Origin of the sequence: Novosphingobium sp. ERN07 (assembly GCF_012641335.1) — a bacterium.
In the GTDB taxonomy this organism is placed as follows: Bacteria; Pseudomonadota; Alphaproteobacteria; order Sphingomonadales; family Sphingomonadaceae; genus Novosphingobium.
The window spans coordinates 65,094-86,818 of sequence record NZ_JABAID010000013.1; the positions used below are offsets into that span (position 1 = coordinate 65,094).

The window sequence follows — 21,725 nt, forward strand, 5'->3', positions numbered from 1 at the left end:
TTGGCTGCAAAATCTTAACCAAAATCATTCAGATAATAGCCGATGCGCATCGCTCGCCTTCTTGCATGTCCTGCCGGGGTTTCACTAACCTACTTCGCCCTGGCCGCGGGCTCGGTCGCGTTTGGCAGATTTACCGGCGGCGTGGCGATGGTGTGGATCGCCAGTGCCATGCTGGCAGGCCGCCTGCTGCATTTGCCCGAACATCGCTGGATGCCGTGGGTGGTCGGTAGTGCCATCGCAAGCTTCATCGCTACCGGGCTGTGGGGTTTCGGCTGGATGGCGGCATTTCCGTTTGCGGTCATCAACATCCTCGAAGCGGTTGCTGCAGCGGTGATCTGGCGGCGCATAACGAAAGCATTCTGGCCTTACGAAGCGCTGGAATGGGTGGCTTCGTTTTACATCGGCATTGGCCTGACGGTGCCTTTGCTCTCCGGTGCCCTCGCGGCATTTACGGCCTGGGTTGTCCACGGACAGCCAGTGATCGAAAATTTCACCCGCTGGATAATCGGTCACGCGCTGGGCCTGCTCGCTTGCTTGCCGGTGTTCCACTTCATCTACGGTCGGCTTGGCCGCGGGCGTAGCGCACTTCCACCGCAGGACATGCTGCCGTTGGCTGCGTTGGTTATCGGAACCTTCTCCGTGCTGACGGTTACCGTGTTCGTGCTGGATATGCGGGCGTTGCTGGTGTTCCCAATGGTTTACCTCCTGGTCGCTTCGGCGACGGTGCCCAGTGCAATTCTCACCCAGTTGCCCTTGCTGCTGATCGTGATTGGCGGGGGGATGACCGTTGCCGGAATGGGGCCAATCGCGGCAATGGACTGGCAGATGGGCGACCGCGTCCAGTTCTTTCAACTATATGTTGGCGTGACGGTATTGACCTCGCTGCCGCTGCAATGTCAGCGTGCAAAGCGCGTACTTGAAATGCGGCGAATGCGAGCCCGGATCGCTGAGCTGGAAAACCAGAACCATTCAATGCTCTAGAGGCATTGCCGTTTTTGCCGCTTCACCCTACATCCGCAGCCGCCTGCGCCGTTTTCTGCGTGCAACCGGCAAACCGTTTCCAAAGGGCTGCTGCTTGATCCTCTCCCCCTTCGAATGGACCATCGCCAAGCGCTACATGCTGCCGGGCCGGGGCGAGGCGTTCATCGCGCTCGTTGCCGGCATAAGCCTTGTTGCGGTCATGCTCGGCGTTGCGGCGCTGGTCATCGTCATGAGCGTGATGAACGGCTTTCGCGCCGAACTGCTCGACAAGATTGTCGGCCTCAATGGCCACGCGATCATTCAGGCCTATGGCGGCCGGCTCGAAAACTGGCAGGATATTCTCAAGCGGGTAGAGGCAACACCCGGCGTTACCCATGCTTCGCCGCTGATTGAACAGCCACTGCTTGCCAGTTTCAACGGCCGGGTTGAGGCCGTGCTGGTGCGTGGCAACACCGATGGCGATATCAAAAGGCTTGAAGACAAGCGCGTCGATGGCGTGATTGCCTCGCTGCGGCCCGGATCGGGCAACATCGCGCTGGGATCGCGGCTCGCGCAGAACCTCGGCGCGCGGGTGGGCGATACGATCACGATCATCAACCCGCAGGGCAGGGCGACACCGTTCGGCACTGTCCCGCGCGAAATCGGCTATGTCGTGGCAGCGATCTTCGAGGTCGGGGTCTATGATTACGACAACGCCTATGTCGTCATGCCCATCGCCGATGCGCAGACACTGCTGCTCACCGGCGATTCCATCGGCATGATCGAAGTCACGACGACCAATGCTGATACCGTTTCGCAGACGTTGGCTCCGATAACCAAGGAACTTGAAGGCACTGCCGTCGTCACCGACTGGAAGACCATCAACGCCAGCCTGTTTGAGGCATTGGCGGTGGAACGGGTAGCCATGTTCATCGTCTTGTCGATCATCGTGCTGGTTGCCGTGTTCAACATCCTGTCGTCGCTGATCATGCTCGTTCGCGCCAAGACGCGCGACATCGCGATCCTGCGCACGATGGGGGCCACGCGCAAAAGCCTGCTGAAGATCTTCGTGACCATCGGTTTCGTGATCGGCGCTATGGGCACGCTATCCGGCCTTGGCCTTGGCTTCGTGTTCCTGTTCTTCCGCCAGCCTATCGTCAACGCGATCCAGTGGATCACCGGGCAGAACCTGTGGGATCCCTCGATCCGCTTCCTCACCGAACTGCCCAGCCGCTCCGATCCGGTGGAGATCACCACGATCTGCCTGATGGCCCTGCTGTTCTCGTTCCTCGCCACGCTCTATCCGGCACTCAAGGCCGCGAGCACGGACCCCGTTCAGGTGCTGCGTTATGAGTGATCCCGTTGCCAAAACCCCCGTGGTGCGCCTCAAAGAACTCCGGCGCTCGTTCAGCCAAGGCGGTGTGACCATCGATGTTCTACGCGGTGTCGATCTCGACATTCGCCCCGGAGAGATCGTCGCGCTGCTCGGCCCGTCCGGTTCGGGCAAATCCACGATGTTGCAAGCCATCGGCCTGCTCGAAGGCGGCTTTTCCGGCCTGATCGAGATTGCGGGCACAAATGCGTCAGAGCTTTCGGGCGATGATCGCACCACGCTCCGCCGCGATCACCTCGGTTTCGTTTATCAATTCCACCACCTCCTGCCTGATTTCAACGCGATAGAGAACGTCGTCCTGCCGCAGATGGTAGCCGGCAAACCGCGTGCCGAAGCAGAGGCGCGCGCCACCGAACTGCTGACCGCACTTGGCCTCGCCAAGCGTCTGGACCATCGCCCCAGCCAGCTTTCCGGCGGCGAACAGCAGCGAGTCGCGGTGGCTCGCGCGCTGGCGAACCGGCCAGAGATGGTCCTGGCCGATGAACCCACTGGTAACCTTGATGAAGCCACGGCTGACCGCGTGCTGGAAGAATTCCTCAAACTCGTCCGGGGTGAAGGCAGCGCTGCCCTGATCGCGACGCACAACGAACGCCTCGCTCTCCGCATGGATCGCGTGGTTCGCCTGCACGAAGGCGTGCTGGAATAGGGATACAAGATCACCTTCGCGCGTTTCATCGGGCAAAGGAGATCGTACCCATGAACACCACGATCCGCGCTGAAGCACCTGACAAGGCTTCTTTCTGGACCGATCATGCCACCGTCTTGCGCCGCGAGGCTGCCGACGGCGTATTCCACGGCTTCGCTACGCTCCATTCGGGCAGCTTTGCCGACATGGTCCGCATGGTCGCCAGAATGCCGGAAGGCGAACGCGTTAATCTCGTTATCGAAAAGAGCGGTGATCGGCAGTACAACCCCGCAGAGATCATGGCGCTCCGCACGCGGAGCGACTTCCCCGCCTGACGCAAAATTGCATGTTTCCGCGCTTGATTGCCCCCGGACGCCATGAGACGTTGCGGGGGCAACTGCATTGGGGAGCGCCTGCATGACCGAACCCACCACTATTGCCGATTTCAAGGTAAAGAAGCCCAATGGTGAGACTATCGATCTTGCCGACAAGCAGGGCAAAGTTCTGCTGGTGGTCAACACCGCTTCCAAATGCGGCTTCACCCCACAGTACGATGGGCTGGAAAAGCTGTGGCAGGACTACGGCCAAAAGGGCTTCGAAGTGCTCGCATTCCCCTGCAACCAGTTCGGCGGGCAGGAACCCGGCACGGCGGACGAGATCGAAAGTTTCTGCAAGGTCAACTTCGGCCTCAGCTTCCCGCTCATGGCCAAGATCGAGGTCAATGGCGACAATGCCGACCCGCTCTATGACTGGTTGAAAAAGGAAGCCCCCGGCGTGCTTGGCACCAAGGGCATCAAGTGGAACTTCACCAAGTTCCTGATCGGCCGCGATGGCAAGGTCGTGCGCCGCTATGCGCCGACCGACAAGCCGGAGAGCATTGCGAAGGACATCGAAAAGCTGCTGTAGAATCTGTCGATAAGATAGCCCGAAGAAGGCCGCGCCTCTCGCAAGTGCGCGGCCTTCTTCCTACCTTGAACCCCATGCCCCACGCCCCCTTCGTCCCGCTCCGCATCTTCTCGTCCTACACGATGCTCGATGGCGCGATCGATCCGAAGGCCATCGCCAAGACAGCGGCAGAACGCGGCTTTCCGGCTGCTGCTATTACCGACCGCAACGGCCTCTACGGCAGCGTGGCCTATGCCAAGGCGTGCAAGGATATGGGCGTGCAGCCGGTTATCGGCACCATGCTCGCTGTGGCGCGGCCAGAGCGGGAAGGGGCTGCCACCGGTTTCGGGCCTGCGTCCCCGACGATAGACTGGCTGGCGCTCTATGCGCAGGATGCCACGGGGTATGACAATCTGTGCCACCTCGTCAGCCGGGCGCATCTGGATCGCCCGCTGGAGTTTGACGCGCATGTGGTACTGGCAGACCTTGTGGGCCACACTGATGGCCTGATCTGCCTGACTGCCGCCGGGGAAGGCGCGCTTGCCCGCCTGCTCGCCGGACAGCAGCAGAGCGCCGCAGAAGCCTACCTCGATAGGTTGCAGGAACTGTTCCCCCAGCGCCTCTATATAGAAATCGCCCGCCGCAACGATGCGCAGGAAGAAGCATCGGAAGAAGCGCTGATTGATCTGGCCTATGCGCGCGACATCCCACTTGTTGCCACCAATCCGGCCTGTTTTGCCGAACGCAGCTTCTATGATGCGCACGACGCCATGTTGTGCATCGCCAGCTCCACGCATGTCGATAGCGCCGACCGCCCACGCTCAGGCAAGGAATGGTGGATCAAGCCTGCCGAGGTGATGGCCGAACTGTTCAAGGACTTGCCCGAAGCACTCGCCAACACGCTGGTCGTGGCGCAGCGGTGTGCGACCATGCCGCCCAAGCGCAAGCCGATCCTGCCCAGCCTTGCCGGCGATCAGGAAGGCGAAGCGCGCATGTGCGCCGAGGACAGCCGCAAGGGCCTCGTCCTGCGGCTGCGGCCCTATTATCCCGAAGTCGCCCACGCCGAACTTGATCGTGTGTTGTGTCTTGGTCCCGATGCCGAACCGGATGCGGCGGAATACCCGCAACTCAACGTCGCGGGCGTGTGGGAAGAAGTTCTCGATTATCGCAAGCGGCTTGAGTTCGAAATCGCGATCATCAATCGCATGGGCTTTGGCGGCTACTTCCTGATCGTGGCCGACTTCATCAAGTGGGCCAAGGAAAACGACATTCCTGTGGGGCCGGGGCGCGGTTCGGGTGCAGGCTCCCTAGTCGCCTGGGCGCTGACGATCACCGATCTCGATCCGATCAAGCTGGGCCTCCTGTTCGAACGCTTCCTCAACCCGGAACGCGTTTCGATGCCAGACTTCGATATCGACTTCTGCGAAACCCGGCGCGGGGAAGTGATCCGCTATGTGCAGCGCAAATATGGGCTGGATCACGTCGCGCAGATCATCACCTTCGGTAAACTGAAGGCCCGCGCCGTGCTGCGCGATACCGGGCGCATCCTGCAGATGAGCTATGGTCAGACCGACCGCCTGTGCAAGATGGTGCCCAACCATCCCACCGATCCGTGGCCGCTGCCCCGCGCATTGAACGGCGTGGCCGAACTCAAGCGTGAATACGACCGCGATCCAGACGTGAAGCGCCTGATTGATCTTGCGATGCAGCTTGAAGGCCTGCCGCGCAACAGTTCCACCCACGCGGCGGGCGTGGTGATTGGTGACCGCCCGCTGGCGCAACTCGTCCCGCTCTACCGCGATCCGCGTTCCGACATGCCGGTCACGCAGTTCGACATGAAGCATGTCGAGGATGCGGGGCTGGTGAAGTTCGACTTTCTCGGCCTGAAAACGCTGTCGGTCCTGCGCAAGGCGGTAGACCTGATGGGCAAGCGCGGCATCCAGATCGACCTGTCCGCCTTGGCATGGGATGACGAGCAGACCTACAAGCTGCTCCAGTCAGGCGATACCGTCGGCGTGTTCCAGCTGGAATCCGAAGGGATGCGCCGCACGCTGGCGGCGGTAAAGCCCACGAATTTTGGCGACATCATCGCGCTCGTTTCGCTCTACCGGCCCGGGCCGATGGACAATATCCCCTTGTTCGGCCGTCGCAAGAACGGGCTGGAAAGCATTGAATATCCGCATGAAAAGTTGGCGGGCATCCTGTCTGAAACTTACGGCATCTTCGTCTATCAGGAACAGGTGATGCAGGCCGCGCAGATCCTGGCGGGCTATTCGCTGGGCGATGCAGACCTTTTGCGCCGCGCGATGGGCAAGAAGGTGCAGGCCGAAATGGACGCGCAGCGCCAGCGCTTCGTCGATGGCTGCAAGGACGTTTCGGGCATTCCCGCGGCCAAGGCCAACGAACTGTTCGATTTGATCGACAAGTTCGCAGGCTACGGCTTCAACAAATCGCACGCTGCCGCCTATGCGCTGCTCGCCTACCAGACGGCGTGGCTTAAAACGCACTATCCGCACGAATTCTATGCCGCCGCGATGTGCTTCGACATGCACCAGTCGGAAAAGCTGTCGGTCTTCGTCGATGACATGCGCCGCAACGGCGTTGCGCTCGCCGGGCCGGACATCAACCATTCCGAGGCAGAGTTCACCGTAGAGCGCACCAGTGACGGTTTCGCCGTGCGCTATGCGCTGGCGGGCCTCAGGAACGTGGGTGAAAAGGCGATGGAACAGATCGTGGCGGAGCGCGAGGGCAATGGTCCCTTCGCCTCGCTCGACGATCTGTTCCGCCGTCTCCCGGCAGGATCGATGAACCGCCGCCAGTTGGAAGCCCTCGCCGCAGGCGGCGCGCTCGATTGCCTCGAACCCAACCGCGCGCAAGTGATCGCCAATGCCGAATTGCTGATGGCCGTGGCTGACGAAGCCGTCCGGTCGCGCACGTCGGGGCAGGGAGGCCTCTTCGGCGGAGACGATCACGCCACCCCCGCCACGCGCCTTGCCGAGACAAAGCCGTGGAGCCGGGCCGACCAGATGGCGGCAGAGCGCGAGAACTTCGGCTTCTATTTCGCCGCGCATCCGGTGGAGGAATATCGCGCGGTCGCCTCTGCCAACGGCGCGCGCTCCTATGGCAGCCTGATGACTGGCACGGGCGAGCCGGGCGGACGTTCCGGCGCGGTCATGGCAGCGCTGGTGGAGAACGTGCAGAAGCGTAAGACGAAGAAGGGCAAGGATTTCGTCATGGCCGACTTCTCCGACAGTTCGGGCCTGTTCTCCGCGTCCTGCTTTGAAGAATCGCTGGTCGAACCGTTCCAGCAGTGGGCGCGTGAAGGCACATGCGTACTGCTCAATGTCGAACTGGATCGGCCCAACCCCGATGAACCGCCCCGCGTCACCGTGCGCGGCGCGCGTCCACTGGCCTCGGTCACCAATGCCTCGCGCATGTTGCTGAAACTCGACGTCAGCAAGCTTGAGGCGATTTCCGAACTTGCCATGCTGCTGCCGCGCGAAGCGGGCGGAAAGGGCGAAGTGCTGGCCCGGTTGCGTACCGGTGGGCCGAAGGAACCGCTCGTCCGGCTTGGCAATGATTTTAAACTGGACAGTGACTTAATCGAGCGATTGATTCCGATAGAAGGGCTTGCCAATGTAGCCCTCACCGCAAGACCGGAAAGGCATCTGCGGCTGGTGGAATAAAAACCAAACGGAGAGAGCGATGCAGCAACTGGGCGCGATGCAGGACTGGAAGCTGCGGGTTACACACTTGATCGATCACGCTGCGCGCGAACACGGTGGCCGCGAAATCGTCAGCCGCTGGGCCGATGGCAGCGAAACCCGCACCGATTGGGCAGATGTGCGCCACGATGCGCTACGCATGACTCAGGCCCTGCGCCGCCTCGGCGTGAAGCCGGGGGACCGCATTGCCACGCTGGCAATGAATCACCACCGCCATCTCGTTTCGTGGTATGGCGCGGTTGGCGTCGGCGGCATCCTTCATACCGTGAACCCGCGCCTGTTCGACGATCAGTTGGACTTCATCGTCAACCACGCTGAAGACCGGGTGATGCTGTTCGACAAGCTGTGGGCGCCCATCATCGAACGGATGAAGCCACGCTGGCCCACTGTCGAACATTACATCTGCTATGACAGCAGCGAACCGGCCATCCATTTCGAAGAATGGATCGGCCCTGAAGACGGCGTGGCCGAATGGCACGATGGGGACGAGCGCGATCCCTGTATGCTCTGCTATACCAGCGGCACCACCGGCAATCCCAAGGGCGTACTCTACGAACACCGTTCCACCATGCTCCATGCCCTCAGCGCGATCAGCCCGCCGATTTTCGGCATGGATTGCCGCTCGGTCATGCTGCCCATCGTGCCGATGTTCCATGCGGCCAGTTGGGGGTTGCCGTGGGCGGGCGCGGCAGCGGGGGCGAAGTTCGTCTATTCGGCGGTCAATGATGGCGCGGTGCTGTGCGATCTGATGAACCGTGAAAAGGTCACCTGTTCGGCGGGGGTGCCCACGGTTTGGCTGGCGCTACTTCAGCATGTCGATGCGCACAACGGTGGCGAAATTCCGCCGTCCTTGCAGACCATCGTCTGCGGTGGTTCGGCCATGCCGCGCGCCATGATCGAACGCTTCATGCGCGCAGGGCTTCGCGTTGCCCACGCATGGGGCATGACCGAAACCTCGCCCATCGGCACCACCGGCGCGGAAACGGCCAACTGGGACGAACTGACGTTTGACGAACAGGTGACCGTCAAGGCGATGCAGGGCCGCCCACCTTTCGGCGTGGAAATCCGCTGCGTCGATCTGGGTAATCCCGAAATGGTCCTGCCGCGCGACGGCGTGACAGCGGGCGCGCTGCAAGTGCGCGGGCCGTGGATTGTGAAACGCTATTTCAAGGCAGACACCGATGCGGTGGTGGCCGGGCAGTGGTTCGATACCGGCGATGTGGGCGTGATCCACCCCGATGGCACCCTGCAATTGACTGACCGTACCAAGGACGTGATCAAATCCGGCGGCGAATGGATCAGTTCGGTCGAACTCGAAAACGCCGCCGTTGGCCATCCCGCCGTAGCAGAGGCTGCAGCCATTGGCGTCTATCATCCCAAGTGGGACGAGCGGCCCTTGCTGGTGGTGGTGACCAAGCCGGGACAGCAGGTTTCGCAGGCGGAGCTGAAGGCCTATCTGGCGCAGCATGTGGCCAAGTGGTGGGTGCCCGACGCGGTCGCTTTCGTGGACCAGATTCCGCACACCGGCACCGGCAAGATCAGTAAGAAGGATCTGCGCGAACAGTTCCGGGAATACACCTGGGATCAGGTCGCCTGAAGTGCACCTAGATGCACCTAAGTGTCGGCAAAGCGCGTTAAAACAGGTCTAACTGGCCGTTAGAGCTGGGTCTTTTGAACTGCGTGCAATCAAGGTCGACGTGCGTCTTGCAGATGCCGAATTTGCGGCAGGCGATGCGGAAGCGGGTGCGGATCAGATCGGCCCAAACACCTTGTGGCTTCATCCGCGTGAAGAATTGCGCATCATTATCTTTCCCCCCGCGCACTTGCTGGACGATGGACATGACCTTCGCTGCGCGGTCGGGAAAATGCGTCTCCAGCCATTCGCGGAACAGCGGGGCCACTTCGTGCGGCAGGCGGAGCATAATCCAACTGGCGGATCGCACGCCGCGCGCAGCGGCGGTTTCGAGGATCGCTTCCATGAACTCGTCGGTGATTGCGGGGATCACCGGCGCGATGGAGACGTGAGTCGGTATGCCCGCACTTACCAGTTTTTCCAATGCGTCCAGTCGTTTGGCGGGCGAAGATGCGCGCGGTTCGAGGAGGCCGGACAGGCGCGGATCAAGGCTGGTGACCGATATGCCAACAGCCGTCAGCCGGTGCCGCGCCAACTCCGCCAGCAGACCGATATCATCCAGCACGCGGGCGGACTTGGTGGTGATCGTCACCGGATGGCGCAGTTGGAGGCACAGTTCCAGCACGGCTCGCGTGATTCGGTATCGCCCCTCAATCGGCTGATAGGGATCGGTGTTCGTTCCCATTGCGATGGGAGCGGGCGCATAGCCCTTCTTGGCCAGCGTTTCACGCAAAAGCCCTGCAGCCTCTGGCTTTGCAAAGAGCTTCGTTTCGAAATCGAGGCCGGGCGACAGATCGTGGTAAGCGTGGGTGGGCCGGGCGTAGCAATAGATGCAGCCGTGTTCGCAGCCACGATAGGCGTTGACCGAGCGGTCGAACGGAACGTCGGGCGAGCGGTTGAAGCTGAGGATCGAACGCGGGTGTTCCTCTGTTACGGTGGTGCGCAGCTTGGGGCCGGGGCCGTCAATCCCTTCGCATGCGTCCAGCCAATCACCATCGGCCTCGCGCGTGGCGAGGCCGAAGCGGGTGGGCACTTGCGCCGATTGCGCTCCTCTTCCGTGAATCGACATGGCGCATTAGAACATATAAAGAACATCGTGAAAAGCGGGCAAACGAAAACGGCCGCCCCTGAAGGAGCGGCCGCTATGTTCTTGGCTGGAAATTCAGCCGTTACTGATCGAGGAACGAGCGCATCTTGCGGCTGCGGCTGGGGTGCTTGAGCTTGCGCAGGGCCTTGGCCTCGATCTGGCGGATACGTTCGCGGGTGACCGAGAACTGCTGGCCGACTTCTTCCAGCGTGTGATCGGTGTTCATGCCGATGCCGAAACGCATACGCAGCACGCGCTCTTCGCGCGGGGTGAGGCTGGCAAGGACGCGAGTGACCGTTTCCTTGAGGTTTGCCTGAATCGCCGCATCCACGGGGATGATTGCGTTCTTGTCCTCGATGAAATCGCCGAGATGCGAATCTTCTTCGTCGCCAATCGGCGTTTCGAGGGAGATCGGCTCCTTGGCGATCTTCATCACCTTGCGAACCTTTTCAAGCGGCATCGAGAGCCGTTCTGCCATTTCTTCGGGCGTCGGTTCGCGGCCCTGCTCGTGCAGGAACTGGCGGCTTGTGCGGACCAGCTTGTTGATCGTTTCGATCATGTGGACCGGGATGCGGATCGTGCGCGCCTGATCCGCGATGGAGCGCGTGATCGCCTGCCTGATCCACCATGTGGCGTAAGTGCTGAACTTGTAGCCGCGACGGTATTCGAACTTGTCGACCGCCTTCATCAGCCCGATGTTGCCTTCCTGAATGAGATCAAGGAATTGCAGGCCACGGTTGGTGTACTTCTTGGCGATCGAGATCACGAGGCGCAGGTTCGCTTCGACCATTTCCTTCTTGGCGATACGCGCCTCGCGCTCACCCTTCTGGACCATGTTCACGATGCGACGGAATTCGCCGAGCGACATGCCGGTGGCCGACGCAATGTCCGAGATTTCGGCGCGGATGCGTTCGACCGGAGCCAGTTCGTTTGCGGCGAAAGCGGCCCAGCGCTTGTCGCGCCCGGAAAGGCCCTGCAGCCAGCCATCGTCTAACTCGTGCCCGATATACATGTCGAGAAAGTCTTTGCGCGGCACCTTGTGACGTTCCGCCAGGCGCAGCATCTGGCCACCCAGCGTGGTCAGGCGGCGGTTGAAGGCATAAAGATTGTCGACGAGGTATTCGATCTTCGATGCGTGGAACTGCACCGATTCCACCTGCGCCGTCAGGTCTTCGCGCAGCTTCTGGTACTGCGTTTCCTTGGCGGCGGGGAAATCGTTGCCCGCGCCGAGCACGTCCAGACGTTCGGCCTGGATCTTTTCGAACGCACGGAACAGCGCGGTAATTTCGGCAAAGCGTTCAAGCGCGGCAGGCTTGAGCTGTGCTTCCATCTGGGCGAGGCTGAGGGTGTTGTCCTCCTCCTCTTCTTCGGCCGGACGGGCGCGGCGTTCGCGCAGTTCGTCGTCCTCTTCGTCGGCGGATTCCTCCTCCTCGACGTCTTCTTCTTCCTTGAAGGTTGGCCCGGCGGTTGCTTCGCTGATTTCGGGCTCAGCCTCGTCACCGTCTTCCGACAGGTTTTCGGGCTGCGGTTCCTTGGACAGCATCGCGTCGAGATCGAGAATCTCGCGCAGCTGCATTTCACCGGCGTTGAGCGCTTCGGACCACTGGATGATGGCGTGGAAAGTGATAGGGCTTTCGCAAAGGCCCATGATCATGGTGTCACGGCCAGCTTCGATGCGCTTGGCGATGGCGATTTCGCCTTCGCGGCTGAGTAGTTCGACCGCGCCCATTTCGCGCAGGTACATGCGCACCGGATCGTCGGTCCGTTCGACCGTTTCCTTGCGCTTGATGACATCGGGGCGGTCTTCGACGGTTTCCGCTTCGTCGAGTTCGTCGTCCTGCGCTTTTTCTTCAGGATCGACCGCATCTTCGTCGCTCTCGACGATGTTGACGCCCATTTCCGAGATGGCGGCCATGATGTCTTCGATCTGTTCGGAAGACATCTGGTCCTGGGGCAGGGCCTCGTTCAGTTCATCATACGTGATGATCCCGCGTCGCTTGGCGCGCGCGATCAGTTTCTTCACCGATGCATCGTTGAGGTCGATCAGCGGAGCGTCGCCGCTATCGGTCTTGTCGTTCGAAGCCATTTAACCCCGGTACCACCATATGAGAGCCGGGCCTTGGCAGACCCGAATTGCGCCTATTGCTATAATTATAACGCAGCACGAGCACGGCCCATTTGCCCCAAACGGGCAAGCAATGCCAGCCTTCGCTGCAACAATCTTTGCTGTTCAGCGAAGCTTTCGTCGGAAAACTCCGTTTCGTGGCGCTTTGTCGCATGTTCCAGCGCCTCTTCGACGGCCGGCAATTCGACCAGAAGCGCAACTGCTTCGGCAAGTTCGTCACCTGTCGAATCACCACTTCCGGCCAGAAAGCCGAATCGCATTCCGGCGTAGTCCTGCGCCGACGGGAGCCGAAGCCCACGTTCCAGCAATATGGTGCGCAAGCCTTCGCTTTCAAGCGTCTGCATGGTGTCGGCCTGAACCAGAAGCGCGTCGATCAACGCGCAGGTAGCGGGATCGTCGGGCTTGAGGCGCGCAAGGGCATCGGCGTGGCGGACAATCTGCGCCGGGTGGAGGATCAGGCCAGACAGCACAGCGGCCAGCAGGCTGGTGCTGGGACCGTTGCCGATGCGCAGCATTTTCGCCTTGTCTTGCTCTGCCAGCGGTGCGGGCGCGGGCTTCCACGGCTGCCCTTTGCCGCGCAGGCCGGAGTTGCCCTGCCGGGGCTGGAATGGCACGCGTTCCTTGCGGGCGAAGGCGAGGTCGCCAAAACGCTCGGTCAATTCGCGGCGGTAGAGCGACTTGATGTCCGGGTGGGCAATCGTTTCGCAATGGGCGAGCAGGCGTGCCTTCAACCCGGCCTTGTCCTCTGGTGTGGTGAGCGGGGCGGCATCGCGTTCGACTTCCCACAGCACATCGACAAGGCTGCGTGCACCATCGAGCAGGGCTTCCATCGCCGCAGGGCCTTGCGCCTTGACCACATCGTCCGGGTCCATACCTGCGGGCAGGGTGACGATGCGCAGGGAGTGGCCGGGGCGGAGCAGGGGCAGGGCGCGGGTTATGGCGCGCATGGCGGCGCGCTGGCCCGCAGAATCGCCATCGAAACAAAGGGTGGGCGTTTCGACGAGCCGCCACAGCCGTTCGATCTGGTGTTCGGTCAGTGCCGTGCCCAAGGGCGCGACCGCTTCGGCAATTCCGGCGACGGCAAGCGCCACCACGTCCATATAGCCTTCGACCACCACCACGCGCCCGCTTTGGCGCGAGGCTGGCCCGGCGCGGTGAAGGTTGTAAACCGTGCGGCCTTTGTCGAACAAAGGTGTGTCGGGCGAGTTCAGATACTTGGGCGCATCGGTCTTGTCAGCGCTAAGGATGCGCCCGCCAAAGGCAATCACGCGCCCGCGCGGATCGAGGATGGGCAGCATCAGGCGGCCCCGGAAGCGGTCGTAAGGCTCTTTTCCTTCGACCACGATCCTGAGGCCCGCCTCGATCAGCATGTCATCGGGGAAGGCCGACAACGCTTCTTTCAACGCGGTGCGGCTGTCTGGCGCGAAGCCGAAGCCGAAATCGCGCACCACGCTGGCCGGGAACCCACGAGAGGCGAGATAGCGGCGCGCCTGCTCGCCGCGCTCATCGGCCAGCGAGCGCACGAAGAAGTCTTGCGCTGCCGCCATGACGTCATGCAAGGACTTTTGCTGCTCGGCCTTCTTCGCGGCGCGCGGATCGGGGGCAGGGACTTCCATCCCCGCCTGCACTGCCAGTTCCTTCACTGCTTCCATGAAGGGCAGGCCCTGATGGTCGGTCATCCAGCGGATGGCATCGCCGTGGGCCCCGCAGCCGAAGCAATGATAGAAGCCTTTTTCGTCGTTGATGGTGAAGCTGGGCGTTTTCTCGTTGTGAAAGGGGCAGCACGCCTTGAACTCTCGCCCCGCCTTGGTCACGCGAACGCTGCGCCCGATCAGCCCCGAAAGGGAGATGCGGGCGCGCAGTTCGTCGAGCCATTGGGGGGAAAGGCTCATCGCTGGTTCAACCCGCCAGTGCAGCCTTTACCAGACCGCTGGCCTTGCCCATGTCGAGCTGCGTGCCGTGCTTGGCCTTCAGTGCGGCGACAACTTTGCCCATGTCCTTCATGCCCGCAGCGCCGGTTTCGGCGATCAGGGCGACGATGGCGGCTTTCACCTCATCTTCGCCCATCTGCTGGGGGAGGAATTCCTCGATCACCACCAGTTCGGCCTTTTCCACATCAGCCAGTTCCTGCCGTCCGCCCTGTTCAAACATCGTGATCGATTCGCGGCGCTGCTTGGCCATTTTCTGCAGGACATCGGTGACGAGCACGTCATCGTCCGGCATGGCAGACGCGGTGCGCAGTTCGATGTCCTTGTCCTTCAGCTTGGCGAGGATCAGGCGGACGGCGGCGAGGCGGGGCTTGTCGCCCGCTTTCATGGCAGAAACTTGCGCGGCCTTGATGGTGTCGCGGATCATGGGTTCGTATTTCCTGTGAAGTTGTCCGCCGGAAAAGCGGGAAACGCATCCTCTAGGACAAACTTTCGGGAATCGCTAGGTTGACGCATCGGGGACTCAGGTCTAACCGCCGCCCCTTAGCAACATCGCCAGAACCCCTGCCAACGGAGCGCCCCCAATCATGGCCGACCCCGCACTTTCGCACGCGCCTCAACCAGACGGCGCTACGGGAGTCCTCGTTCTTGCCGATGGGTCTGTTGCCTGGGGACGCGGTTTTGGTGCCAGCGGTGAAGCCGTGGGCGAGGTGTGCTTTAACACCGCGATGACCGGCTATCAGGAAGTGATGACCGATCCGTCCTATGCCGCGCAGATCGTGACCTTCACGTTCCCGCATATCGGCAATGTCGGCACGAACGACGAGGACATGGAAAGCCATGACACGCCGGGTGCCGTGGGCTGCGTGGTGCGCGAGGATGTGACCGATCCGGCCAACTTCCGCAGTGCAGGCACGTTTCAGCAGTGGATGGAAAAGCAGGGCAAGATCGGCATTTCGGGCCTTGATACCCGCGCGCTGACTCGCCGCATCCGCCTTTCCGGCGCGCCCAACGCGGTGATCGCGCACAATCCCAAGGGCGAGTTCGACATTGCCGCGCTGATCGAGCGTGCGCAGACGTGGCCCGGCCTTGAAGGCATGGACCTTGCCCGCGTGGTGACGCGCGATGGCCAGGAAAGCTGGGAAGGCTCGGCCTGGCATCTGGGCAAGGGCTATGGCCGCTCACCCCACGACAAGCGCCCGCATGTGGTGGCGATGGATTTCGGCGCGAAGGACAATATCTTCCGCAACCTCGTGAAAGCGGGCGCGGCGGTGACGGTGGTTCCGGCGGAAACCGCGCTGGAAACGATCCTTGAACTGAAGCCCGATGGCGTGTTCCTGTCAAACGGTCCGGGCGATCCGGCGGCGACCGGGGCCTATGCCGTGCCGGTGATCCAGAAGCTGCTGGAGATGGACATGCCGGTCTTCGGCATCTGCCTTGGCCACCAGATGCTCGCGCTTGCCGCAGGTGCGCGCACCACCAAGATGCACCAGGGACATCGCGGCGCGAACCACCCGGTGAAGCGCATGGAAGACGGCGTGGTCGAGATCACCTCAATGAACCACGGCTTCGCGGTGGACAACACGCCGGGCGCGCTGGGTGACAACGTGATCGAAACGCATGTTTCGCTTTTTGACGGTTCGAACTGCGGGATTGCGGTGAAGGGCAAGCGCGCGTTCGGGGTGCAGTATCACCCTGAAGCATCGCCGGGGCCGCAGGATAGTTTCTACCTGTTCGAGAAGTTCGTGGGGATGTTGGGGTGAAAGAGGAATACATCAAGCTCCTTTTGCTCAATTCTATTCGACGCAAAGAGTTCGTTGCGTTGACCCAGACTTGGTTACCGGAGAGTGAACTCTCCGCCCTTTTTAACGGGGCGCTAGTTCACTCCTTTTCCGTCTTGGAGGTTTCCCTAGAGCAGCAATACTTAGATGTAGTGGCGCAGGTAATCGCAACGCTCGAGGATGAGGGTGTGATCCTCCGAGAGGGGGATGAATACACAGGAAAATATTTCCGCATTGATCATGCGCGAAAAGACTTTTTTATTAAGCGGCATAAAGAGCAAAATCCCATTGCACAGCGGGTTGAAGTTCTTGGCCCTCCATCTTTGGTAGCAGCGATTAAAAAAATTGCTCAAGAGGATGGACTCGTCGCGTTCGCAGGCGCTGACTTGGGTTCGGGCGATAGCTTGGAGACAGTTGCAAATTCTGGGCCAGGAATACCTGCTTCAGACCGCATTGTTTACTTGAATGATAATCAGACAGAGGAAATCTCTGCTGTCGCAGACGAGCTAATTTCCGCAATTGAGCCCGAAAATTCAATTGATGGTGACGTCGATGAGCGGTCAAGAATATTGGCTCAATTGAACGCAGCAAAAGAGCTTCTTAGAGCGACATCTCTCCGAGCATTTTTGATGTATGAGACGTTGTTTCATGCTCTTAATTTGCTCATCGAGAAGTATAGAGATAAAGTTTTGGGGCAGGTCGCCGCAAAGCTGCTCGATCTTTTAATTGAAAACGTATTTGGTGGCGGAAAATAAATGCCCAAACGCACTGACATCTCCTCGATCCTGATCATCGGCGCCGGGCCGATCATCATTGGCCAGGCTTGCGAGTTCGATTATTCGGGCACGCAGGCGGTGAAGGCGCTCAAGGAAGAGGGCTATCGCATCATCCTGGTCAATTCGAACCCCGCGACGATCATGACCGATCCGGACATGGCGCACGCGACTTATGTCGAGCCGATCACGCCCGAAGTCGTCGCCAAGATCATCGAGAAGGAGCGGCCCGATGCGCTGCTGCCGACGATGGGCGGGCAGACTGCGCTGAACACTGCGCTGGCGCTGTTCAACGATGGCACGCTGGAAAAGTTCGGCGTGCAGATGATCGGTGCCGATGCCGATGCCATCGACAAGGCCGAAGACCGCCAGCGCTTCCGCGAGGCGATGGACAAGATCGGGCTGGAATCGGCGCGGTCAGGCGTCGCGCATACCATTGACGGGGCGCTGGCCATTCTGGAGCGCACAGGGCTTCCGTCGATCATCCGCCCCAGCTTCACGATGGGCGGCACCGGCGGCGGCATTGCCTATAACAAGGACGAATTCGTCAAGATCGTGAAGGGCGGTTTGGAAGCGTCGCCCACCACCGAAGTGCTGATCGAGGAATCGCTGCTCGGCTGGAAAGAGTATGAGATGGAGGTCGTTCGGGACAAGAACGACAACTGCATCATCATCTGCTCCATCGAAAACGTCGATCCGATGGGCGTCCACACCGGCGATTCCATCACCGTCGCGCCCGCGCTGACGCTGACCGACAAGGAATACCAGATCATGCGCAACGCATCGATCGCGGTCCTGCGGGAAATCGGCGTGGAAACAGGCGGTTCGAACGTACAGTTCGCAGTCAATCCGAAGGACGGTCGCCTGATCGTCATCGAGATGAACCCGCGCGTTTCGCGTTCGTCGGCGCTGGCGTCGAAGGCCACCGGCTTCCCGATTGCCAAGGTCGCGGCGAAGCTGGCGGTGGGCTACACGCTCGACGAGATCATGAACGACATCACCGGGGCCACCCCGGCGGCGTTCGAACCGACCATCGACTACGTCGTCACCAAGATCCCGCGCTTCGCCTTTGAAAAGTTCAAGGGCGCTGAACCGCTGCTCGGCACGGCGATGAAGTCTGTCGGCGAGGTCATGGCGATTGGCCGCAACATAAAGGAATCGATGCAGAAGGCCTTGCGCGGACTGGAAACCGGGCTTGATGGCTTCAACCGCGTGGTCGGCCTTGAAGGGGCGAGCCGGGACGAAATCACCGCCGCGCTGGCACAGGCGACGCCTGACCGGCTGCTGGTGATCGCGCAGGCTTTCCGTGAAGGCCTGACGGTGGATGAAGTCCACGCCGTAACCAAGTATGAACCGTGGTTCCTGCGCCATATCGCGGAAATCATAGCGGAAGAGCAGAAGGTTCAGCAGGATGGCCTTCCCAACGACGCTGCGGGTCTGCGCCGCCTGAAAGCGATGGGCTTTTCGGACAAGCGCCTTGCCACGCTGGCGGTGCGCGGAATCGGCGTTGCCGGCGGCTTGGGTGAAACGCAGGCCAAGCGGTCTGGCCTGCTGCACGACACGCTGCGCGCGATGGCGGGTGCCACCAGCGAGAGCGAAGTGCGCGCGCTGCGCCACAAGCTGGGCGTGCGCCCGGTGTTCAAGCGCATCGATTCTTGCGCTGCCGAATTCGAGGCGGTGACGCCCTACATGTATTCAACCTACGAAGGCGCGCTGTTTGGCGAGCCGGAGAACGAAGCCGCGCCAACCGACCGCCGCAAGGTGGTGATCCTTGGTGGCGGGCCGAACCGTATCGGGCAGGGCATCGAGTTCGACTATTGCTGCTGCCACGCCTGTTTCGCGCTGGAAGAGGCCGGGTTCGAGACCATCATGGTCAACTGCAACCCGGAAACCGTTTCGACCGACTACGACACGTCTGACCGGCTCTACTTCGAACCGCTGACGGCTGAAGACGTGCTGGAAATCCTCGCCATCGAACAGTCGAAGGGTGAACTGGTTGGCGTGATCGTTCAGTTTGGTGGGCAAACCCCGTTGAAGCTGGCGCAGGCGCTGCAGGATGCGGGCATCCCGATCCTTGGCACATCGCCCGATTCCATCGACCTTGCCGAAGATCGTGAACGCTTTGCCGCGCTGGTGGCCAAGCTGGGCCTGAAGCAGCCCGCCAATGGCATTGCCCGCAGTCGCGACGAAGCCGTGGCCGTGGCAACCCGCATCGGCTACCCGGTGCTGATCCGCCCAAGCTATGTGCTGGGTGGCCGCGCGATGGAAATTGTCGACAGCCTTGCGCAGTTGGACGACTACATCGCCACGGCCGTGCAGGTTTCGGGCGATAGCCCGGTGCTGATCGATCAGTATCTGCGCGACGCGATTGAATGCGACGTCGATGCGCTGGCCGATGGTGACGACGTGACCGTTGCTGGCGTGATGCAGCACATCGAGGAAGCGGGCATCCATTCGGGCGACAGCGCCTGCACGATCCCGCCCTATAGCCTTTCTGACGAAATCATCGCGGAGATGGAACGGCAGGCCGTTCTGCTGGCCAAGGGGCTGAACGTGCGCGGGCTGATGAATATCCAGTTCGCGATCAAGGACGGCGAGGTTTACCTGATCGAGGTGAACCCGCGCGCAAGCCGTACGGTGCCGTTCGTTGCCAAGGCTGTCGGCACGCCGATTGCCAAGTTGGCCGCGCGCGTGATGGCAGGGGAAAAGCTGGCCAATCTGCCGCCGATCAAGCGCGAGATCGATTACATGGCGGTGAAGGAAGCGGTGTTCCCGTTTGCGCGCTTCCCCGGCGTCGATCCGGTGCTTTCGCCGGAAATGAAGTCCACTGGTGAAGTCATGGGCATCGACGACACCTTTGCGGTGGCCTTTGCCAAATCACAGCTTGGTGCGGGCACGAAGCTGCCGCAGGCAGGCACGCTGTTCGTTTCGGTGAAGGATAGCGACAAGGCCGTTGTCCTGCCTGCCGTGCGCAAGCTGGAAGGGCTGGGCTTCAAGATCGTCGCCACGGGCGGCACCGCACGCTATCTGGCAGATGCCGGCGTGATCGTGGAGCGTGTGAACAAGGTGGCCGAAGGTCGTCCGCATATTGTGGATCGCATCATTGATGGCGATATCGCGTTGATCTTCAACACCACCGAAGGCTGGCAGAGCCACAAGGACTCTGCTTCGATTCGCGCATCGGCTCTGGCTTCGCGGGTTCCCTATTTCACCACGGCGGCGGCTTCTGTCGCCACTGTGGAAGCAATAGAGGCACTTCGGACCACTGAACTTGAAGTGCGTTCGTTGCAGGACTATTATAGCTGAACCTTCAAGTCCCCCGGCATCGTGGCATCATGGTCCGGCTCGGCGCATTCGGCGTCGGTCGGTGGGGGCAGGTTTTCCCTTGGTTGCCGTGACGGTTGCCTGTGGGGGCAGACAGGAAAGAGACTGACGGATGGCGAGTGTGGAAAAGCTGCCGATGCTTGCGGAAGGCTATGAGAAGCTTACTGCCGAGCTGAAAGCGCTGCGCGAAGAGCGACCGAGGATCGTCGATGCGATCGAGGAAGCACGCGCCCACGGCGATCTTTCGGAAAACGCCGAATATCACGCAGCCAAGGAACGGCAGGGGCAGGTCGAGGCAACAATTGCCGATCTGGAAGATCGCGTCAGCCGTGCTCAGATCATCGATCCTGCCACGCTTTCGGGCGACAAGATCATTTTCGGTGCAACGGTGACGCTGCTCGACGATGATGACAAGCCGGTGAAGTACCAGATCGTCGGCCCTTATGAGGCAGACGCCAAGAAGGGCATGATCAGCTATAACTCGCCGCTCGGCAAGGCGCTGATTGGTCGCAAGGTTGACGAAGAGATCGAAGTGACGGTCCCGTCGGGCGACAAGTTCTATCTGGTGAAGAAGATCGAATTCATCTGATCTAGTGGATCGCTTAACGAAAAGGCCCCGGAGCGATCCGGGGCCTTTTTGTTTTATCCACTCAGTCTTCCGGCACGCTGGGATCGAGCAAACGGTGAAGATGCACGATGACATAGCGCATTTCGGCATCGTCCACCGTCTTCTGCGCCGCGCTGCGCCATGCGTCTTCGGCACTGGCATAGTCAGGATAGACGCCGACCATATCGACGGCTTTCAGATCGACGAATTCAAGGCCCTGCGGGTCTTTTACCCGACCGCCCATCACGAGGTGGAGCTTTTGCATTGGCGACTTTCCATTGGGGAGGATTCATCAGTGCCACTGACAAAAAGCACGGTTTTGTGCAAGTCGGCCAAAGTCGTATTTGGGCGAATTTATATGCGGGTCAGTGCCGCATCCGCGAGGTGAGTTCGTTGACCTTGCGTAGGGCGGCTTCGCTTGCCTCGATAGCTGCTGAGCGCGCGATTTCTGCGATGTCGATCACCTTACGCTTCGCATCTTCGCTGCCGTCGGCAAGGCGGTCAGTCACGTTGCTGCCGACTTCCTCAACCTTGTGCAGGCCATCGCGCCCGGCATCGCGTGCGCGGGTTGCGTAATCGAGCGCAAGCTTGCCCGCAACCGACGCCAAGCCTGCAGCGCTTTTGCGCAAGCCCGTGGCAGCATCATCGACGCTGCTGGTGCGACGGGTGAACGAGGGGAGGGCCTTTGCCACCAGCGCGCCGAGCAGGATACCTGCGGCGACTGATGCAACGGGATGTTCCTCGATCAAGCCTTTCACCGTTTGCACAGGCTTGGCATTCGCAGTGCGTTCAGCCAGCCTGTTTTTGGCTGCGTCAACCTTGTCGCGCAGCGTTTCGGTCTCGGTCTCGACGGTGGGGGGCGTCACTTCGTTAGTCATG

Annotated in this window: 17 protein-coding genes; 11 read left to right on the forward strand and 6 right to left on the reverse strand. The window is 61.0% G+C overall.

Annotated elements, in window-relative coordinates; all coding sequences use genetic code 11:
- Positions 1 to 42 precede the first annotated feature (42 nt).
- The 7 genes from HGI47_RS15995 to HGI47_RS16025 all read left to right on the forward strand — a co-directional run bounded on the left by HGI47_RS15995 (position 43) and on the right by HGI47_RS16025 (position 9,185).
- Positions 43 to 981, forward strand: coding sequence for an MASE1 domain-containing protein (locus tag HGI47_RS15995; RefSeq protein ID WP_168853774.1), 939 nt, complete (start codon positions 43 to 45; stop codon positions 979 to 981).
- A 94-nt stretch (positions 982 to 1,075) separates the two neighbouring features.
- Positions 1,076 to 2,317, forward strand: a complete 1,242-nt coding sequence (locus HGI47_RS16000) for a lipoprotein-releasing ABC transporter permease subunit (RefSeq protein WP_168853775.1) — start codon at positions 1,076 to 1,078, stop codon at positions 2,315 to 2,317.
- Positions 2,310 to 2,999 carry an ABC transporter ATP-binding protein gene (locus HGI47_RS16005; protein WP_168853776.1) on the forward strand — a complete coding sequence of 230 codons (690 nt, stop codon included), beginning with the start codon at positions 2,310 to 2,312 and terminating at the stop codon, positions 2,997 to 2,999. The genes HGI47_RS16000 and HGI47_RS16005 overlap by 8 nt, the downstream gene beginning before the upstream one ends.
- A gap of 50 nt (positions 3,000 to 3,049) precedes the next feature.
- Positions 3,050 to 3,313: a hypothetical protein gene (locus HGI47_RS16010; RefSeq protein WP_168853777.1), complete on the forward strand. Its 264-nt coding sequence runs from the start codon at positions 3,050 to 3,052 to the stop codon at positions 3,311 to 3,313.
- A gap of 82 nt (positions 3,314 to 3,395) precedes the next feature.
- Positions 3,396 to 3,884, forward strand: coding sequence for a glutathione peroxidase (locus tag HGI47_RS16015; protein ID WP_168853778.1), 489 nt, complete (start codon positions 3,396 to 3,398; stop codon positions 3,882 to 3,884).
- A 74-nt stretch (positions 3,885 to 3,958) separates the two neighbouring features.
- A complete protein-coding gene (gene dnaE, locus HGI47_RS16020) occupies positions 3,959 to 7,549 on the forward strand; it encodes a DNA polymerase III subunit alpha (RefSeq protein WP_168853779.1) in 3,591 nt (1,196 codons plus the stop codon).
- Positions 7,550 to 7,568: 19 nt separating this feature from the next.
- Positions 7,569 to 9,185 (forward strand): long-chain fatty acid--CoA ligase, encoded by a 1,617-nt coding sequence (locus HGI47_RS16025; RefSeq protein ID WP_168853780.1) that lies wholly within the window; start codon positions 7,569 to 7,571, stop codon positions 9,183 to 9,185.
- Positions 9,186 to 9,222: 37 nt separating this feature from the next.
- Here the strand turns inward: HGI47_RS16025 and HGI47_RS16030 are convergent, their stop codons facing one another.
- The 4 genes from HGI47_RS16030 to HGI47_RS16045 form a co-directional block, all read right to left on the reverse strand.
- Positions 9,223 to 10,290 carry a PA0069 family radical SAM protein gene (locus tag HGI47_RS16030; RefSeq protein WP_168853781.1) on the reverse strand — a complete coding sequence of 356 codons (1,068 nt, stop codon included), beginning with the start codon at positions 10,288 to 10,290 and terminating at the stop codon, positions 9,223 to 9,225.
- Positions 10,291 to 10,390: 100 nt separating this feature from the next.
- Positions 10,391 to 12,394: an RNA polymerase sigma factor RpoD gene (gene rpoD, locus HGI47_RS16035; RefSeq protein ID WP_168853782.1), complete on the reverse strand. Its 2,004-nt coding sequence runs from the start codon at positions 12,392 to 12,394 to the stop codon at positions 10,391 to 10,393.
- 65 nt (positions 12,395 to 12,459) lie between these two features.
- Positions 12,460 to 14,325, reverse strand: coding sequence for a DNA primase (gene dnaG, locus HGI47_RS16040; protein WP_168853783.1), 1,866 nt, complete (start codon positions 14,323 to 14,325; stop codon positions 12,460 to 12,462).
- Positions 14,326 to 14,332: 7 nt separating this feature from the next.
- Positions 14,333 to 14,788 carry a GatB/YqeY domain-containing protein gene (locus HGI47_RS16045; RefSeq protein ID WP_168853784.1) on the reverse strand — a complete coding sequence of 152 codons (456 nt, stop codon included), beginning with the start codon at positions 14,786 to 14,788 and terminating at the stop codon, positions 14,333 to 14,335.
- A 160-nt stretch (positions 14,789 to 14,948) separates the two neighbouring features.
- On the opposite strand from HGI47_RS16045, the gene carA reads away from it, so the two are divergent.
- The 4 genes from carA to greA all read left to right on the forward strand — a co-directional run bounded on the left by carA (position 14,949) and on the right by greA (position 20,828).
- The gene (gene carA / locus HGI47_RS16050; RefSeq protein ID WP_168853785.1) at positions 14,949 to 16,124 is read left to right on the forward strand and encodes a glutamine-hydrolyzing carbamoyl-phosphate synthase small subunit; all 1,176 of its coding nucleotides are present in this window, start codon (positions 14,949 to 14,951) and stop codon (positions 16,122 to 16,124) included.
- Positions 16,121 to 16,897: a hypothetical protein gene (locus HGI47_RS16055; RefSeq protein WP_168853786.1), complete on the forward strand. Its 777-nt coding sequence runs from the start codon at positions 16,121 to 16,123 to the stop codon at positions 16,895 to 16,897. The genes carA and HGI47_RS16055 overlap by 4 nt, the downstream gene beginning before the upstream one ends.
- Positions 16,898 to 20,221 (forward strand): carbamoyl-phosphate synthase large subunit, encoded by a 3,324-nt coding sequence (gene carB, locus HGI47_RS16060; RefSeq protein ID WP_168853787.1) that lies wholly within the window; start codon positions 16,898 to 16,900, stop codon positions 20,219 to 20,221.
- A 130-nt stretch (positions 20,222 to 20,351) separates the two neighbouring features.
- Positions 20,352 to 20,828 carry a transcription elongation factor GreA gene (gene greA / locus HGI47_RS16065; RefSeq protein WP_168853788.1) on the forward strand — a complete coding sequence of 159 codons (477 nt, stop codon included), beginning with the start codon at positions 20,352 to 20,354 and terminating at the stop codon, positions 20,826 to 20,828.
- A gap of 61 nt (positions 20,829 to 20,889) precedes the next feature.
- Here greA and HGI47_RS16070 read toward each other — a convergent pair whose 3' ends face one another.
- Together HGI47_RS16070 and HGI47_RS16075 are read right to left on the reverse strand one after the other, a co-directional pair.
- Positions 20,890 to 21,111, reverse strand: a complete 222-nt coding sequence (locus HGI47_RS16070) for a DUF4170 domain-containing protein (protein ID WP_168853789.1) — start codon at positions 21,109 to 21,111, stop codon at positions 20,890 to 20,892.
- 100 nt (positions 21,112 to 21,211) lie between these two features.
- Positions 21,212 to 21,724: a hypothetical protein gene (locus HGI47_RS16075; protein ID WP_168853790.1), complete on the reverse strand. Its 513-nt coding sequence runs from the start codon at positions 21,722 to 21,724 to the stop codon at positions 21,212 to 21,214.
- Between the last annotated feature and the right edge of the window lies 1 nt (position 21,725).

What these genes read in the sequence shown, in the direction of transcription:
- HGI47_RS16030 (WP_168853781.1), bottom strand. Translation starts at nt 10,290, where the DNA reads ATGTCGATTCACGGAAGAGGAGCGCAATCGGCGCAAGTGCCCACCCGC.
- HGI47_RS16010 (WP_168853777.1), top strand. Translation starts at nt 3,050, where the DNA reads ATGAACACCACGATCCGCGCTGAAGCACCTGACAAGGCTTCTTTCTGG.
- HGI47_RS16070 (WP_168853789.1), bottom strand. Translation starts at nt 21,111, where the DNA reads ATGCAAAAGCTCCACCTCGTGATGGGCGGTCGGGTAAAAGACCCGCAG.
- HGI47_RS16025 (WP_168853780.1), top strand. Translation starts at nt 7,569, where the DNA reads ATGCAGCAACTGGGCGCGATGCAGGACTGGAAGCTGCGGGTTACACAC.
- carA (WP_168853785.1), top strand. Translation starts at nt 14,949, where the DNA reads ATGGCCGACCCCGCACTTTCGCACGCGCCTCAACCAGACGGCGCTACG.
- HGI47_RS16015 (WP_168853778.1), top strand. Translation starts at nt 3,396, where the DNA reads ATGACCGAACCCACCACTATTGCCGATTTCAAGGTAAAGAAGCCCAAT.
- dnaE (WP_168853779.1), top strand. Translation starts at nt 3,959, where the DNA reads ATGCCCCACGCCCCCTTCGTCCCGCTCCGCATCTTCTCGTCCTACACG.
- carB (WP_168853787.1), top strand. Translation starts at nt 16,898, where the DNA reads ATGCCCAAACGCACTGACATCTCCTCGATCCTGATCATCGGCGCCGGG.
- HGI47_RS16005 (WP_168853776.1), top strand. Translation starts at nt 2,310, where the DNA reads ATGAGTGATCCCGTTGCCAAAACCCCCGTGGTGCGCCTCAAAGAACTC.
- rpoD (WP_168853782.1), bottom strand. Translation starts at nt 12,394, where the DNA reads ATGGCTTCGAACGACAAGACCGATAGCGGCGACGCTCCGCTGATCGAC.
- HGI47_RS16075 (WP_168853790.1), bottom strand. Translation starts at nt 21,724, where the DNA reads ATGACTAACGAAGTGACGCCCCCCACCGTCGAGACCGAGACCGAAACG.
- HGI47_RS16045 (WP_168853784.1), bottom strand. Translation starts at nt 14,788, where the DNA reads ATGATCCGCGACACCATCAAGGCCGCGCAAGTTTCTGCCATGAAAGCG.
- dnaG (WP_168853783.1), bottom strand. Translation starts at nt 14,325, where the DNA reads ATGAGCCTTTCCCCCCAATGGCTCGACGAACTGCGCGCCCGCATCTCC.
- HGI47_RS15995 (WP_168853774.1), top strand. Translation starts at nt 43, where the DNA reads ATGCGCATCGCTCGCCTTCTTGCATGTCCTGCCGGGGTTTCACTAACC.
- greA (WP_168853788.1), top strand. Translation starts at nt 20,352, where the DNA reads ATGGCGAGTGTGGAAAAGCTGCCGATGCTTGCGGAAGGCTATGAGAAG.